Source organism: Ignavibacteriales bacterium (assembly GCA_015709675.1).
Lineage (GTDB): Bacteria > Bacteroidota > Ignavibacteria > Ignavibacteriales > Ignavibacteriaceae > H2-BAC3.
In genome coordinates, this window is record CP054182.1 from 4144752 (window position 1) to 4160635 (window position 15884).

General features: G+C 44.1%; 15 protein-coding genes. 3 read left to right on the forward strand and 12 right to left on the reverse strand.

Translation table 11 applies throughout. The annotated features are described in order from the left end of the window. Positions 1 to 12: 12 nt before the first annotated feature. Positions 13 to 393, reverse strand: coding sequence for a nucleotidyltransferase domain-containing protein (locus tag HRU80_16360; GenBank protein ID QOJ30589.1), 381 nt, complete (start codon positions 391 to 393; stop codon positions 13 to 15). After that, positions 393 to 812 carry a nucleotidyltransferase substrate binding protein gene (locus HRU80_16365; GenBank protein ID QOJ30361.1) on the reverse strand — a complete coding sequence of 140 codons (420 nt, stop codon included), beginning with the start codon at positions 810 to 812 and terminating at the stop codon, positions 393 to 395. Before HRU80_16365 ends, HRU80_16360 begins: the two co-directional genes overlap by 1 nt. A 214-nt stretch (positions 813 to 1026) precedes the next feature. Here HRU80_16365 and HRU80_16370 point away from each other — a divergent pair, with 214 nt between their 5' ends. The 3 genes from HRU80_16370 (at position 1027) to HRU80_16380 (ending at position 4882) form a co-directional block, all read left to right on the forward strand. After that, positions 1027 to 2586 carry an aldehyde dehydrogenase family protein gene (locus HRU80_16370; protein ID QOJ30362.1) on the forward strand — a complete coding sequence of 520 codons (1560 nt, stop codon included), beginning with the start codon at positions 1027 to 1029 and terminating at the stop codon, positions 2584 to 2586. Positions 2587 to 2643: 57 nt separating this feature from the next. Further along, a complete protein-coding gene (locus HRU80_16375; GenBank protein ID QOJ30363.1) occupies positions 2644 to 3948 on the forward strand; it encodes a thymidine phosphorylase in 1305 nt (434 codons plus the stop codon). A 61-nt stretch (positions 3949 to 4009) separates the two neighbouring features. Further along, positions 4010 to 4882, forward strand: a complete 873-nt coding sequence (locus tag HRU80_16380) for a prohibitin family protein (GenBank protein ID QOJ30590.1) — start codon at positions 4010 to 4012, stop codon at positions 4880 to 4882. A gap of 473 nt (positions 4883 to 5355) precedes the next feature. Here the strand turns inward: HRU80_16380 and HRU80_16385 are convergent, their stop codons facing one another. The 10 genes from HRU80_16385 to rbfA form a co-directional block, all read right to left on the reverse strand. Continuing rightward, the gene (locus HRU80_16385) at positions 5356 to 6081 is read right to left on the reverse strand and encodes a 2-phosphosulfolactate phosphatase (protein ID QOJ30364.1); all 726 of its coding nucleotides are present in this window, start codon (positions 6079 to 6081) and stop codon (positions 5356 to 5358) included. Between the two features lie 51 nt (positions 6082 to 6132). Further along, positions 6133 to 7203 (reverse strand): glycine cleavage system aminomethyltransferase GcvT, encoded by a 1071-nt coding sequence (gcvT, locus tag HRU80_16390; GenBank protein ID QOJ30591.1) that lies wholly within the window; start codon positions 7201 to 7203, stop codon positions 6133 to 6135. Between the two features lie 23 nt (positions 7204 to 7226). Continuing rightward, the gene (gene fsa, locus HRU80_16395) at positions 7227 to 7874 is read right to left on the reverse strand and encodes a fructose-6-phosphate aldolase (GenBank protein QOJ30365.1); all 648 of its coding nucleotides are present in this window, start codon (positions 7872 to 7874) and stop codon (positions 7227 to 7229) included. Positions 7875 to 7894: 20 nt separating this feature from the next. Continuing rightward, positions 7895 to 9463 (reverse strand): Rne/Rng family ribonuclease, encoded by a 1569-nt coding sequence (locus HRU80_16400; protein ID QOJ30366.1) that lies wholly within the window; start codon positions 9461 to 9463, stop codon positions 7895 to 7897. 320 nt (positions 9464 to 9783) lie between these two features. Continuing rightward, entirely contained in the window at positions 9784 to 11919 is a 2136-nt protein-coding gene (gene pnp / locus HRU80_16405) for a polyribonucleotide nucleotidyltransferase (protein QOJ30367.1), read from the reverse strand. A 13-nt stretch (positions 11920 to 11932) separates the two neighbouring features. Continuing rightward, positions 11933 to 12196 carry a 30S ribosomal protein S15 gene (gene rpsO / locus HRU80_16410; GenBank protein ID QOJ30368.1) on the reverse strand — a complete coding sequence of 88 codons (264 nt, stop codon included), beginning with the start codon at positions 12194 to 12196 and terminating at the stop codon, positions 11933 to 11935. A gap of 59 nt (positions 12197 to 12255) precedes the next feature. After that, positions 12256 to 13188, reverse strand: a complete 933-nt coding sequence (locus tag HRU80_16415) for a bifunctional riboflavin kinase/FAD synthetase (GenBank protein ID QOJ30369.1) — start codon at positions 13186 to 13188, stop codon at positions 12256 to 12258. A 250-nt stretch (positions 13189 to 13438) separates the two neighbouring features. Then, positions 13439 to 14575: a Fic family protein gene (locus HRU80_16420; protein ID QOJ30370.1), complete on the reverse strand. Its 1137-nt coding sequence runs from the start codon at positions 14573 to 14575 to the stop codon at positions 13439 to 13441. Positions 14576 to 14819: 244 nt separating this feature from the next. Next, positions 14820 to 15536, reverse strand: a complete 717-nt coding sequence (truB, locus tag HRU80_16425; GenBank protein QOJ30371.1) for a tRNA pseudouridine(55) synthase TruB — start codon at positions 15534 to 15536, stop codon at positions 14820 to 14822. Continuing rightward, positions 15505 to 15873 (reverse strand): 30S ribosome-binding factor RbfA, encoded by a 369-nt coding sequence (rbfA, locus tag HRU80_16430; protein ID QOJ30372.1) that lies wholly within the window; start codon positions 15871 to 15873, stop codon positions 15505 to 15507. Before rbfA ends, truB begins: the two co-directional genes overlap by 32 nt. Between the last annotated feature and the right edge of the window lie 11 nt (positions 15874 to 15884).

The following is a 15884-nucleotide window of genomic DNA, read 5'->3' on the forward strand; positions in this document are numbered from 1 at the left end:
GGTGCTTGTACGTTACTTTTGGGGTGACTCCTTTAGTTCCTGTTTAGCTTGGCTGAGATATACGCTTGCCGGTTCGTTCAGTATAAACTCTTCCTCGCAGCTGTAAAAAACCTTCCCCACGCGCCTGATGTGATCAATCAAATCAGCATTTGTTATCATGGTAATTTGCGTCAGATCAATTTTATAGGGCAGCAGCAAATCGTCAAGCTGAGCATCAATACTCCCTAATACATTTCGGAGACTTCCATGATTTACAATGACCAAATCAATGTCAGAGGCAGGCCTGAAATTCCCGTTTGCCCTTGAACCATATATAATCACAAGTCTGACCTCACTGAATTTTGAGAATACTCCGTTTATAGCTGAAATATCTTTTTCGGAAAGTCCAAACATCATGTTCTGCTCCCTAATTCCGTCATCGTTTCTTTTAAGGTAGCAAATAAAGGGAAATACAGTTCAACAATCTGAGCCTGAAGTTCAGAAACTATTTCTTCATTATAGGTATGAGAGGATAAATTTCTGCTCCGGATCATTTCCATCCAGGTAACACCATCTGTAATAAGACCGCTTGAATATGCCTCTCTTACTGCATCTCGCGAGCCGGTTATCGAAGTAATACCCTGAAATTCCAGATAGTCTTTCATTAGATTCCAGGCAAGTTCATGGGTCAGTTCAAACCTTTTAATCAGACCCTCTTCTTCAAGATTACTTAGCTCTCTCTTACCGCTGAGAACCACCGCCTCCTCTAAAAGATTCAGCGCCTTTATATAATTATTTAATCGTTGTTTCCAACGAATATCGGGATTATCCAAAAACGTTTACCTTTCCATAAACAGTTCTTATTTCCTTGCATTGAAAAATACTTAATTAACTCCATCCGAAAAAACTTTGGCAGCCCAGAAATCATCGGTACTGTAAAACCTGACTTCCGGTCAGCCGTACTTCGGAGAGCGCTCCCTCCCTTCCCGAAAAACCGGAATTTATTCCCCTTTTCATGTTATTTTTGATAAATTAATCCTGATTTTTATGGAAAAACACACCATCTCGACTGACCCAGTTACCGGTGAAATTACCGGTTACACTAAAGAAAATACCATTGAAGAACTTAACGAAACTGTTGCCAGGGCAATAATAGCTGCCCGTGAGTGGGCCTCACTCAACATTGATGACAGAAAAGAATATCTCCTTAAAGCCCGGAATTTTATAGTTGCCAATGCAGACCGCATTTCGCTTACCGTTTCCAGAGAAACAGGTAAAACCCGCTTCGATGCCATGAGTACTGAAGTCTCTAACGCTGCATTTGCCATTGACTATTATGCAAAAAACGCGAAAAGAGTTCTGAAAAGAAAACGGGTTAAAGGGGGCAATATCCTTTTCATTAACAAATATGCCTACATTGACCGGGTCCCCTTTGGCGTGATAGGAATAATCAGCCCCTGGAATTATCCGTTCGCCATACCTTTTCATGAGGTGGCAATGGCACTCATGGCAGGAAACGCGGTAGTGCTCAAAACTGCGAGCCAGACACTGATGTCCGGTAAACTGATAAAGGAAGCGCTTGAAGCAGCCGGTTTACCTGAGAATGTTTTTAATCTGGTGAATATGAAAGGCAGTATTGCAGGTGAAGCTTTTATCAATTCCGGCATAGGCAAACTCTTTTTCACCGGCTCGGTTGCGGTTGGTCAGGAACTGATGAAAAAAGCCGCGGACCGGCTGCTCCCCATTTCTCTTGAACTCGGGGGCAACGACCCTATGATCGTCTGCCGCGATGCTGATATATATCAGGCAGTTTCAGGCGCGCTCTGGGCAGGTCTTTCAAACTGCGGTCAGTCCTGCGCCGGTATTGAGCGGATTTATGTTGCGGAAGATATATACGATGATTTTGTTTCCCTGCTTAAGGAAAAACTTTCTTCACTCCGCCAGGGTCCTGATACTGATTTTAATGTTGATATCGGTTCCCTTACAACCGCAGGCCAGCTTGAAACCGTAAAAAAACATGTTGAGGATGCAATTGAAAAAGGAGCCAGAATTACTCTTGGCAGCAAGCCCCTTTCAGACAATCCTCTATATTTCAGACCGGTGCTCATTGAGGATCCGACTGATGATATGCTGACCATACAGGATGAAACCTTTGGCCCGGTGCTGGCGATACAAAAAGTAAAAGATACGGAAGAGGCGGTCAGGAGAGCGAATGACAGTCAGCTTGGTCTGACTGCATCGGTCTGGACTCAGAACAGGCAGGAGGCTCACGCCATTGCGTCCCGCATCGAGGCAGGAGCGGTAACCATTAACGATCATCTAATGAGCCATTCCCTTGCCCATACACCCTGGGGAGGGTTTAAAACCTCAGGCCTCGGGCGCACTCATGCTGAATTTGGCCTTGAGGCGATGACTCAGCCAAGAGTGGTGATTGATGATCTGTTGCCAGGCAGAAAAAGAAATATGTGGTGGTATCCGCATGACCGCAGCGTATATGAAGGACTTAAAGGCGGACTAAATTTCCTATATACTCCTTCACTTGAACAAAAATTTGAAGGAGCCGCCGCTCTGATTAAAACATTCCTGAGAAGTTTCAGAGCTGATTAAAAATCCAGCGGAGCCCTTCTCTGCTGCTCCGCTAAACCGAACCATGAAAGAAAATGTATGAATACTATTGAACTTATCCGCAAAAAAAGAAACCGTGAGGAACTTACTTCAGGTGATATAGAACAGCTCATTAACGGTTACACCAGAGGAAACGTACCGGACTATCAGTTCTCCGCTTTCCTTATGGCTGGTTTCCTTAACGGATTCACTGAAGCTGAAACTGCCGCTCTTACCTCGGCCATGCTTCACAGCGGAAAGGTTCTTGATCTTTCAGCAATAAAAGGCATCAAGGTTGACAAACATTCAACCGGCGGAGTGGGAGATAAAACTTCCCTCATTATTGCTCCTGTTGCAGCAGCCGCAGGGGTTCCGGTACCAATGATTTCCGGCCGAGCGCTTGGGCATACCGGCGGTACTCTTGATAAACTGGAATCTATCCCCGGTTTCCGTACCGATCTGAATCTTGCTGAATATAAAAAGGTGTTAAAGAAATGCGGTGCTGTTCTAATTGGTCAGACAAAAGAGATTGCTCCGGCGGATAAGGGTATATATGCTCTCAGGGATGTTACCGCCACGGTTGAATCAATCCCCCTGATTACCGCCTCGATCATGAGCAAAAAACTCGCCGAAGGTATTGATGCATTAGTCCTTGATGTTAAAACAGGAAACGGGGCCTTCATGCGCTCATATTCTGATGCACAGAAGCTTGCGGAATCACTTGCTAAAACAGCTAAAAGATTCGGCAAAAAGGTGATCGCATATATAACAGACATGAATCAGCCCCTCGGCAGATTCACCGGCAACTGGCCAGAGGTTTATGAATCTCTGCTGGTGCTTCAGGGCTACCATTCCCCGAGGCTGACGGAACTCTCCATTGAGCTTGCCGGTGCAATGATCTGGCTTGGCGGAAAAGCAAAGAATCTTTCAGAAGGAAAATTCATCGCGGCGGAAATGATTACCTCCGGCAAGGCCTTTGAAAAATTCCTGCAGATTGCAAAATTGCAGGGTGCAAATATCCGGTATCTGGAGAACCCTGACTCCTTCCCGAAACCTCGTTACTCGGCAGAATATCTGGCCGCCCGCGAGGGATATGTTAATTATGACTGCTTCCACACAGGAATGGCAGCTGTTGAGGCGGGTGCCGGACGCCTTACCAAAGATGATAAACCGGATAAAAAAGCCGGCATTATTACCGGAAAGCTTAAAGGTGAAAAAGTTAAAAAGGGAGACCGCCTGGCAACTGTCTTTGGTGATAATAAGGAAAAAGTCCTGAAAGCAATGCAGAGAATGCCGCTGGCGGTAACAATTTCTTCAAAGCCGGTACCAAAAGATAAGCTGATCAGGAAGGTTATTACCGGATAACAACATGAAATTATTATATTCTTTGAATGATTGATAAGTAACTAAGAGAGAGTAAACTATGATTCTGTTTTTGATTTCGCTGCTCGCCGCAGTGGTTGCGTTTGTCGTTTACAAAAGTGCAAAGCAGAGATACAGTAAAAATGAAGCTTCCTTTGCCCTTACCGGATTTGTTGTTGCCATTATCATCAGTATAATGCAATGCTTTACCGTCATCCCTGCGGGTGCGGTTGGCGTTGTTGATTTTCTGGGTATGGTAAGTGAGAACACGCTCAAAAGCGGTGTTAATATGGTAAATCCGCTGGCCAACGTAATTAAGTTCAGTATTAAAACCCAGGAATTCAAGGAAGAGATGAACGTACCTTCAACCGAGGGACTGAGTGTGCAGCTTGAGATAAGCCTGCTCTACCACCTGAATCCTGAGAACGCAAATAATATATATCGTACCGTCGGTGAGGATTACGCGAACCGAATTCTTATTCCCCAGTTCCGTTCTGTGGTGCGCGGTGTTACGGCAAAATATGAGGCAAAGGCGCTTTATACATCAGGTAGAGAGGTTCTTTCAAAAGAAATTGAAAGTGAACTGAACAAACTGGTAAACGGACGCGGTATTGTGGTAGAAGCCGCGCCGCTGCGTCAGATTATACTTCCTCCAGGTTTAACCAGCTCAATTGAAGAAAAACTGAAAGCTGAACAGGAAAGCCAGAGAATGCAGTTTATCCTGCTTAAGGAAAAACAGGAAGCAGACCGCAAAAGAATTGAAGCTCAGGGTATATCCGACTTCCAGAATATTATCGCAAGAGGATTAAGCGAACAGCTTCTGAAGTGGAAGGGCATTGAAGCAACAGAGAAACTGGCAAATTCACAAAATGCTAAAATTGTAGTCATCGGTTCAGGAAAGGATGGCCTGCCGATAATCCTGAACACGGATAAATAAATCCCGTCATAATAATCTTTCCCAATTGTGCCTGCGTCAGCAGGCACTATTTTTATATACAACCTTATTGAGACACGAATCGGGGTGCCTGTGCGGGATTATTGCAAAAATTAGTTCATGTAAGGTGCATTATGGGGTTAGGACAAGTCACGACTTGTCCCTACGGAAAAATCAAATGAATCTAAGCTTTGTAGAGACACGCCGCGGCGTGTCTGTACGGGAGTACGGCAAACATCAAACATGTAAGGTTGCACAATGGGGTTAGGACAAGTCACAACTTGTCCCTACGGAAAAATCAAAGGAATCTAAGCTTTGTATAGACACGCCGTGGCGTGTCTGTACGGAATTCGCGCAAACATCAAATCATGTAAGGTTGCACAATGGGTTTAGGACAAGTCACGACTTGCCCCAAGGAGAGAATCAAATAAATCTAAACGTTGTACAGACACGCCGAGGCGTGTCTCTACAGAGAATCAGTGGACTTCTTTAATTGAATTATTCTTAAATGAAGGCACTACATCCGTAATGTCAATCTGCGAACAATAATCTATATCCCCTTCAAATCCGTTTTCGACAAGAATCTGTCCGTGCTCTGTGTTGCGCATCATTCCCGGTATATCTTTTTGCTTCATTTCAAATAAGCTTAGTGCAGCCGCAGCAGAATCCGTAAGATTATAATCCCCGTTTATCTTCAGAATTTCGCTTACCAGTTTTCCTGCACAAACCGTATCTTCCAGACTGAATTCATTATTCCTCCCCGAGCAGATTATTTCAAGTGATTCGCCGGTTTCCACCAGTCTTTTAGCTGATGCACTGATGTTCAAAAAAGAGGCGATTATCAGATTCGTTGAAAACTTGGCTCTTACTATTGCCTTGGTACCGTTTGTGGTATACAACACAACAGTTTTTCCTCCGATAACCTCCGAAGTGAATTCAGAAGGTGAATTTCCCAGATTAAAGCCATCTACCTTTTTTGTGTTTTTCTCACCACAAAGCAGCGTCTGCCCTCCGAACATTCCTCCGGAGACTTTTACTGCAAATTCAATACTTCCAACCGGTATAATTTCTTTTGCACCATTCATCACTGCCGTTACGATGGTTGATGAAGCGCGAAGCACATCAATTACCGCTGCAGTCTTTGAACTGAAATATAACTCATCAACACCAACTGGTGAAAACAACACATTGATCCTGGTCATTCATTCCCTCAAAAAATAATACAACTAAAAAAATTTACTAAGATCTGCCGGTTATTTTTGTATAAAAGGCAGTTTGACAACTGTAACAGGAACTTCTTTTCCTCTGACCAGGAAATTAAGTTCGTTACCTTCTTTTGCATATTCGCTGTCAATATATGCAAGCGCGATACCTTTTTCAAGCACAGGGCTGACCGTACCGCTGGTTATATATCCTATGTTTTTTCCATTCAGCACAACCTCGTAACCATGCCGGGGGAATGCTTTTTCCTCGCAAAGCAGTGGTGTAAGTTTTCTTCTGTTCGCAGAAGCCTTAATATCAAGAATGGCATCTCTTCCGATGAATGAGGGCTTTTTGAGCTTTGTAATCCATGCAAGCCCTGCATCAAGCGGATTGGTCGTGTTATCTATATCATTTCCATATAAACAATATCCCATCTCAAGACGCAGCGAATCACGCGCGCCAAGACCACACGGCATTATGCCAAACTCTTCACCGGCCCTGAAAATTGAATTCCAGAATTTTTCGGCCAGCGCCTGGTCTCCCCGGAAATAGAGTTCATAACCGAGTTCACCAGTGTATCCGGTGCGCGAAAGTATCACTTCAGTTCCTGAATAGGAGGTCATCTTAAAATGATAATATTCTAAATCAATATTCTCATTGAATACTTTCTCCAGCACCTTGCGTGAATGAGGTCCCTGCACTGCCAGAAGTGAATAAGAGTCACTCAAATCAGTAATGGTCACACCGTGACTGTTGTTTTGCCGCATCCATGCAACATCTTTTTCCAGATTAGATGCATTAACAACCAGCATATATTTGGTATCAGTAATCTTATAAACAAGAAGATCATCTACAATACCGCCGTCCTCATAACACATTGCGGAATACTGCACTCGGCCGGGATACAGCACCGCAGCATCATTCACGGTAATATACTGAATAAAATCAAGCGCCTTTTCGCCTTCAATGAATACCTCACCCATGTGGCTTACATCGAATACACCGACGGTGCTGCGCACGGCCTTATGTTCGGCTATTATGGAGCTGTACTGCACCGGCATCTTATATCCGGCAAAGTCAACGATCTTTCCGCCGATTTTCTGATGCAGGTCATAAAACATTGTTTTTTTCAAAGCCGGATTCCTTACTTTTTGTTTGCTTTGTTCCAGTCAGCAAGAAACTTCTCAAGACCGATATCGGTAAGAGGATGCGCGTAAAGTTTGTCAATTACGCTGAAGGGCATAGTGCAGACATCCGCGCCGATCAGGCAGGCCTCAACAAAGTGAAGCGGATGACGCACACTTGCAACCAGAACTTCTGTGTCATAATTATAATTACGGTATATACCAACGATCTGGTTGATAAGTTCCATGCCATTGGTGCTCACATCATCAAGACGGCCCACAAAGGGGGAAATGTAGGTTGCACCCACTTTTGCTGCCATTACCGCCTGAGACGGTGAAAAACACAGGGTAACATTTGTCCTGATTCCCTCTTCTGAAAATGTTTTTACTGCTTTAATTCCTTCTTTTATCAAAGGAACTTTCACCACAATATTGTCATGAATTTTTGAGAGCTCTCTTCCCTCTTTTACGATGCTTTCATAATCAGTGGAAATCACTTCAGCGCTTACCGGCCCGTCAACTATTGCCAGAATTTCATCGAGCAGTTTTCTGAAATCCCTTCCTTCTTTGGCAACCAGAGAGGGATTGGTTGTTACACCGTCCAGAATTCCGAGAGCAGCGGCTTCGCGGATTTCATCAATACTTGCGGTATCAATAAATATTTTCATATGGAGCTCCTTTTATTATGTTAATCTCTGCTGAACTGATCTTCAGTAATTTCTTTTTTGGTTGATTTCAGATAAAATCTGAACTGATCCATATTCATCACGGTATCTTCCTGAATTTTTATCAGGCAGAAATATTTCAGCTGAAGCCTGGTAAGGATACTGATATAACCTTCCTTCAGTTTCAGGGAAACATTCGGATGACACTTCAGAATATAGGAACGTTCCTTAAAGTTTTCTCTGATTTTTTTAAGCGTCTTCTCAATATCGTAAAGAATATGGGACTGTTTTGTGAGCAATCCGGTTCCGGAACAGTAAGGACACAAATCATTGGTCACCTGCCGGATATTCTGGCGGATTCTCTGTCTGGTTATCTGAATCAGGCCAAAATCTGACATTGGGAGGATGCTTACCTTAGCACGGTCTTTCCGGAATTCCTTCCTCAGTTCATCAAAAATTTTACGGCGGTTTTTTTCATCTTCCAGATCAATAAAATCCACCACTATCAGTCCGCCGATATCACGCAGGCGGAGCTGGCGGGCTATTTCACGGGCTGCCTCAAGGTCAGTTTTCAGGGAGTTTAGCTCCTGCTCTTTGCTGGCGGCATATTTTCCGCTGTTCACATCAATCACCACCATTGCTTCTGTATGTTCGATGATGATGTAACCGCCGTTTTTGAGCGCTACCTTTCTGCTGAAGAGTGAGTTAATCTGCTCATCAATTCTGAACGCATCAAAAACACTTTCTTTATCGCGGTAGAGTTCAACTTTTTCAGCAAGTTCCGGATGAACAGTCGAGATGTAATCCTTGATCAGTTTATACTGCTTTTTGTTGTCAATATAAACCCGGGTAATATCTTCGGTAAAAAGATCGCGGATAACGCTTGAAGTGGTATTCAAATCCTGGTGAATCAGTGAAGGCGGTTCTTCTGTTTTTGCCTTCATCTCAATAGTTTCCCAGGTTTTTTTCAGGTTCTTCAGATCTTCAAGAAGACTTTCTTCCGCCTGATTTCGGGCAACGGTTCTGATAATCAGTCCGTAGTTTTTGGGAAGTATGCTGCGGGCAATAGAGCGAAGACGGCGGCGTTCCTTAAAATCGGTAATCTTTTTCGATATGCCAATCTTGTTATCAAAAGGAAGCAGCACACAGAACCGGCCTGCAATAGAAATTGAGGATGAGACCCTCACTCCTTTATTGCTGACTGGCTCTTTGGTAATCTGAATGAGAATCGGCTCTCCTTTTTTAAGAACAGGCACGCCATTTATGGTCTGCACCTGTTTAATGAGGCGCTCCTTCTGTTCGGGGCGGTTTTGATTTTCTTCTTCTTCATCATCATCTTCGAGCATGGACTGGAATTCCTTCGTCCGCTCGCCGATGTCGGAAAAATGCAGGAAAGCATCATGCTTCATGCCTATATCAATGAAGGCGGCTTTAATACCCGGAAGTACCCGCGCAACCTTTCCGAGATATATATCCCCCACCATTCTCCTGTTTTCGGGATAATCTACGAAGAAATCAACAAGGGAGCCGTCCTCGGTGATGGCTACCCGGGTCTGTTCTCCGGAAGAGTTGATAATAATTTCTTTTAACATTTTGGGTAAAACTTCTTTTTACGTTAACGTAAATATCATCAGCAAGACACAGGTCTGATAAAACGGAACTGCATAATGCGGCTCCGGGCCGCATGGGCTCTGGAGCAAAGAACAATATATATAATGCCTGTAATAGTATCACTGATGAATGTGTTTAAATTTCAAGGAACAATGAACAAAAAAAGGGAAACGGACATCCCGGAAACGCGGCTCTCCGGTGCTGCCGGATGCTGTTCTGCTGTCCTGAAGATGTTCGCTTCCCTTCATACTAACGTGTTGCCTGATTATGTAACCGGCTTATTCCTGAACTGCGGGCCTGCTTATTCCTGTTCGGCCTTTTCTCCGATGCCTTCCGCAGGCTGTTCAGGTTTTCTGGGCTCTTTTTTAATGAGCTGTTTTCTGCTCAGACTGAATTTGCCCCCCTCCATCTTGGTAAGGATAACGCGCACTTTGTCGCCTTCCTTAAAGAAGTCTCCTACTTTTTCCACTCTCTTGTGGTCAATTTCGGATATATGGAGGAGTCCGGTTTTACCCGGCAGGAATTCAACAATAGCGCCGAAATCCATCAGTCGGGCTACAACGCCGTCATAGACTTCACCGACTTCAGCCGTCTGCATCATTCTCTTGATATGATCCTTGCACTCCTGAACCCACATGTTGTTCGGGGATGCAATGCTTACGGTTCCGTCATCTTCAACGCTGATTTCGCAGTTGAAATCTCTCTGCATTTTCTGAATGGTTTTTCCGCCAGGGCCAATAAGAGCGCCAATCTGATCAGTCGGAATTTTAATGCTAACGATTCTTGGTGCATAGTCAGAAAGATCAGCCCTCGGCTTATCAATCGCCTGATTCATAATACCAAGAATATGCATCCTTCCTTCTTTTGCCTGATGAAGCGCTTCTTCCATAATCTTGAAGGATATACCTTCAATCTTTATATCCATCTGGAAACCAGTGATACCTTTTGAAGTACCGGCAACTTTGAAATCCATATCACCAAGATGATCTTCATTGCCAAGGATATCAGAGAGAACAGCATAGCGTTCACCTTCTTTGATAAGACCCATTGCAATACCTGCAATTCCTTCGCGAACCGGAACACCGCCATCCATCATAGCCAGCGAGCCTGAGCAGACTGAAGCCATTGATGATGAGCCGTTTGATTCAAGGATATCACTGGTAAGACGCATGGTATACGTGAAAACATCTTCAGCCGGAAGCAGTGCCTTAAGTGAACGTTCTGCAAGATTACCGTGGCCGATTTCTCTTCTGCCAACACCTGTCATTCTGCCAACTTCACCAACGCTGAACGGAGGGAAGTTATAGTGAAGGATAAACTTCTTTGTATATTCTTCACCAAGACCGTCAATCAGCTGTTCGTCATTCTTGGTACCAAGGGTAAGAGTGCAAAGACTTTGTGTTTCACCCCGGGTGAAGAGTGCTGAACCGTGCGCTCTCGGAAGAACACCAAGTTCAATAGTGATGGGACGTATCTGACGTGTATTTCTGCCGTCAAGACGGAGTCCGTCTTTCAGGATTCTTTCACGCATCTCTTCTTTTTCTATATCATGAAGCAGTGCAGCGATTGTTTTTTCCTGCTCCGGATATTTTTCAGCAAGAGCTTCTTTCACACTGGTATTCAGCGCTTTATTAGCCGCTGCACGCTCCTCTTTACTGAGAACCTGGGCAACTATTTCGCGGTATTTATCTCTTGCGAGTGCATTAACATCCGCAATCAGTTCGGCTGCAATCTCTTTTGGCTTTACTTCCATTTTAGGAACGCCTGCTTCAGCCATCAGTTCTTTCTGCATCAGAACTAACTTCTGAATAGCTTCATGAGCAACACGGAGAGCGGTGAGCATCTCTTCTTCAGATACTTCTTTTGCATCACCTTCAACCATCATGATTGAATCATGTGTGCCTGCAACAACCAGCTCCATATCGCTTGCTTCAACTTCAGCGAATGTCGGGTTAACAATATACTTGCCATCAACACGTGCAACCCTTACCTCACCGATCGGCCCGATAAAAGGAATATTTGAAATTGAAAGCGCAGCAGATGCACCTAAAGCTCCGAGAACATCAGGATCATTTTCACCATCATATGAAAAAACGGTTGCTACAATCTGTGTTTCGTTTCTGTACGCATCCGAAAAGAGCGGACGAATTGGTCTGTCAATTAATCTGGCGCTTAAGATTTCTTTTTCAGTAGGTTTACCTTCACGCTTAAAGAATCCGCCCGGGAATTTTCCGGCAGCGGAATGCTTTTCGCGATATTCAACCTGCAAAGGGAAAAAATCTATATCTTCCTTTGCTTCCTGAGCAGCAACTGCGGTTACCAGCACCATGGTATCGCCTGAGCGCACCATAACAGCTCCGTTTGCCTGACGGGCATAACGGCCTGTTTCAATGCTTATTTTCTTGCCGTCAATTTCTACTTCTTTGACTACTATCATTTAAAAACCTTTTTTACTTTCTTATGTTCAACGCTTTAATAATTGCTCTGTAACGCTCGATATCGCGTGAGGCCAGATAGTCCAGAAGTCTTCTTCTTTTTCCCACCAGCATCATCAGTCCGCGTCTTGAGTGATGATCTTTCTTGTGTTCCCCGAAATGTGAGGTCAGATCGTTAATCCGCTTGGTAATAAGCGCAATCTGAACTTCAGCTCTTCCTGAGTCCTGCTCGTTAGTTCCGTATTTCTTGATTATCTCAAGTTTTTCTTCTTTGGTCATTGGTATTTCTCCTTTATGATTCGATACTACCCCAGCCGGAGCCGGGATATATTAGTTAGTTATAATTTTTTCAGCAGTTCTGCTGCAGTCTGCCGGTCTGCTTCTATCTGTTTTTTCAGTTCTTCAACTGAAGTAAATTTCTTTTCATCGCGGATCTTGACCAGCGGAAAGACGCAAAGTTCTTCACCGTATATATCAGCATCAAAATCCAGCAGATGCACTTCGGGCACCACCACCGGCTCATCGTTAAATGTCGGCCTGATGCCTATATTCATCACCCCGCCGTGATTTATGTTTCTTCCCTGTACCCGTACAGCATAAACACCGTTTCCGGGAATCATTTTGTTTTTCTCTTTTCCTGCGATATTCGCGGTCGGGAATCCAAGAGTTCTGCCCCGTCTGTTTCCCTCTACCACCTCACCGCAGAACGAGAAGCGGTAACCAAGATACTCATTTGCAAGATCTGTTCTTCCCTGCGAAAGAAATCCGCGGATAAGAGATGAACTCACCGTCACATCATCTTTCTTATACTCAGGAACAGACGCAAATGAAAAACCTTCTGCTGCCGCAAATTCTTTAAGCATTACCGCATCACCCCGCCTGCCTCTGCCAAACCGGAAGTCATAACCGACTACCAATGCTCTGAGCCCTATTCCTTTAAGAATATAGTCCTTCAGGAACTCTTCTGAGCTGACATTTGCGAATTCATGGGTGAAATTAATAACCAGAACAGCATCAATACCAGCTTCATCCAGAAGCCGGAGTTTCTCCTCAGTAGTCGTTAAAGCCGGCAGCTGGTTGTGGGGCACCAAAACTGCTCGGGGGTGAGGGTCAAACGTTATAACAAATGTCCTCAGATTGTCTTTTTTCGCCTGCTGTTTCAGAAGACTGAAAAGCTGCCTGTGGCCGAGATGCACTCCGTCAAAGGTTCCGAGTGTCAGGGCAGTATTAATGTCGTATTCCGCTTCAGTAATATCTCTGTAAACCCGCATACTGCCAAAAGTCAAATTACAAAGATAGGTATTATTACTGTAATATAAAAGAAGAGAGTTGGGTCACTCATCCCCAATTACCTATCTCCTAAGTCTTTGATTTATAAGGGTTTATGGAGAATTTGGGAATTGTCTCACTCCGGAAAGATGGGACACCTGAAACAACAATAATACCCTGGCCTTTTAGGAAAGGATGGGTGAGAATGACCCTGCCAGAAACGAATTTTTCAAGCCGCTTAGCCGGCACTTCCTATCTCCTAAACAACTTCAAATATTCTTCAAACACATACATCCGGTTCCTTTTATTACCAGAGACTTCCTTTATGATGTTTAATCTTATAAAGTCCCTGATCACAGAGTTTGCCGTTGGTATGCTGATCTGCAATTCTTCTGCAAGATAGGCCGCCGTAAAAACCGGATACCGGTAGAGATAATTAAGTGCGGCTTTTGCATTGGTGAGTTTTCTGCCAAGAGATAATAATTTTTTCTCTTCAATTTCATTGCGTAATTGCAATATCTTTTGAAAAACCTCAACTCCATGAGAAGCTGTTTCAATTACTCCAGCCAGAAAAAACTTAATCCACTGCGAGAGATCATTATGCGTTCTCACCAGAGTAAGGTTATCATAATACAACTGTCTGTTCCTCTCAAAAAAATCCGAGAGATACAAAGTCGGTTTTGAAAGCAGTCCGTTAGCCACCAGATAAAGCGTAATAAGCAGCCGTCCAACTCTGCCGTTACCATCTAAAAAAGGATGTATGGTCTCAAACTGATAATGGGCAATTGCTATCTTTATCAAATGAGGAACATGGATTTCCGTGTTATTCAGAAAGTTTTCAAGATCACTCATTAAATCTGATATTTCCTGATGATGAGGCGGAATAAAAACAGCATCATGTAACGTAGCTCCCCCAATCCAGTTTTGACTGCTTCGAAACTCTCCAGGGAGTTTACCTGTGCCTCTTGCTCCTTCAAGCAGCAGCAAGTGCGCCTGCTTAATAAGCCGGGTTGATACCGGAAGAGTCAAGAGTGAAATCATGGCATTATTCATAGCAGAGATATAATTCTGTACTTCTTTCCAGTCATCTCTCTTTTCAGGGTTGATGTCATTTTCCCTTAAAATCGCTTCGTCAATATGGGTCTGAGTCCCTTCAATGCGGGAGGAAGTAGTTGCCTCCTTAACCACATGCATTCTGATGAAAAGATCCACATCCGGGACAATTAGCGAGAAGGCATTCAGCTCCCCAAGCCGTAGGTTTGCCTCCTCCAGCATCTTATTAACCGCCGGGTCGCTTACCTGCCATTCCCGGTTCACCTTTTCCGGGAGGAAGCTCTTATACTGAAACTGAGGCACATATTTGCCAGATCTGAAATTCCGTATGTCCATATCAATTATAATTTTACCCCAAATTTAACTAAAAACTTCCACTAATTAAAGAAAACACATTTTCTTTAACTAAGAATTTCTGTTAGTTAAAGAAAAGCCGTTTTCTTTTACTAAGAATACAAGTAACTAAAGGTTTTAGGGTTGGGTTTAAAAGCAGAGGGTTACGCTTAAAGGAAAGTAAGGACTAAAAAGACAGGAACGACAGCGGGGAATTAAATGAAAGTCAATTCTCATTTTTCAACTTTCAATTTTCCACTAACAACTCAATTCTCTCCATTTTCCGCAGTTCGTGGATGGTAAACGCATCTTCCACGTGGTAGTCTCCGATGGCAGTACGGCGGAGTTCAGAGAGGTAACCCCCGCAGCCGAGCCGCGCTCCCAGGTCATGAGCAAGTACCCGGATATAGGTCCCCTTAGAACACTCCACTTCAAATTTAACTTCGGGGAGGTTAATCTCAGTGATTTCAAATCTCGTGACGGTAACCTTACGCGGTTCGCGGTGGACGGTCTTTCCCTTTCGGGCGATTTCATAAAGCTTCTTTCCGGCATAGTTTACTGCACTATACATCGGCGGCACCTGTTCAATCTCTCCGGTGAACTCAGGCAGTACTGCGCGGATTTTCTCTGCGGTTATTCCATCAAGAGAAAACTCTGCATCCGGCTGAGACTCCGCATCCATGGTGGGGGTGCTTTTGCCTAAGGTTATGGTACCGGTATATACTTTGGGAAGATTCTGAAAGGTGTCAATCTGTTTGGTCATTTTGCCGGTGCATACAATAAGCAGACCAGTGGCCAGCGGGTCAAGGGTGCCAGCGTGCCCCATTTTGCGCAAGCCTGCAACCTTGCGGAACTCATGTATTACCTTAAAGGATGACCAGCGGTAGTCCTTATCAATCAGAATTGCTTCACCGCGCGCGAATGCGTTCTGGTCAAGCTTCTGAGTTGTCTTGCGGTTTATCATCCTTGTGAATCTGGCGGATCAGTGAATCAATCTTCTCAACATAGTCAAGCGTGTCGTCTATAAAAAACTTCAGTTCCGGCACGTACCGCAGACTCACCCGGTGGGCAAGCTCGGTTCTTATGAAGCCGGTTCTGTTTTTTATTTTTTCAAGAACATGTTCACGCTTCGCTTTGTCAAAAACGGATATATATATCTTTGCCTGTTTTATATCCGGTGAAACTTTTACGTTTGTTATGGTTATAAAGCCAAGCTCAGGATCATTCATCCTGGTCAGAAAGATCAGACTGATCTCTTCTTTGATCAGGTTTTCAACCTTTTCAATTCTGTGTGATGGCATAGCTTTCCTTT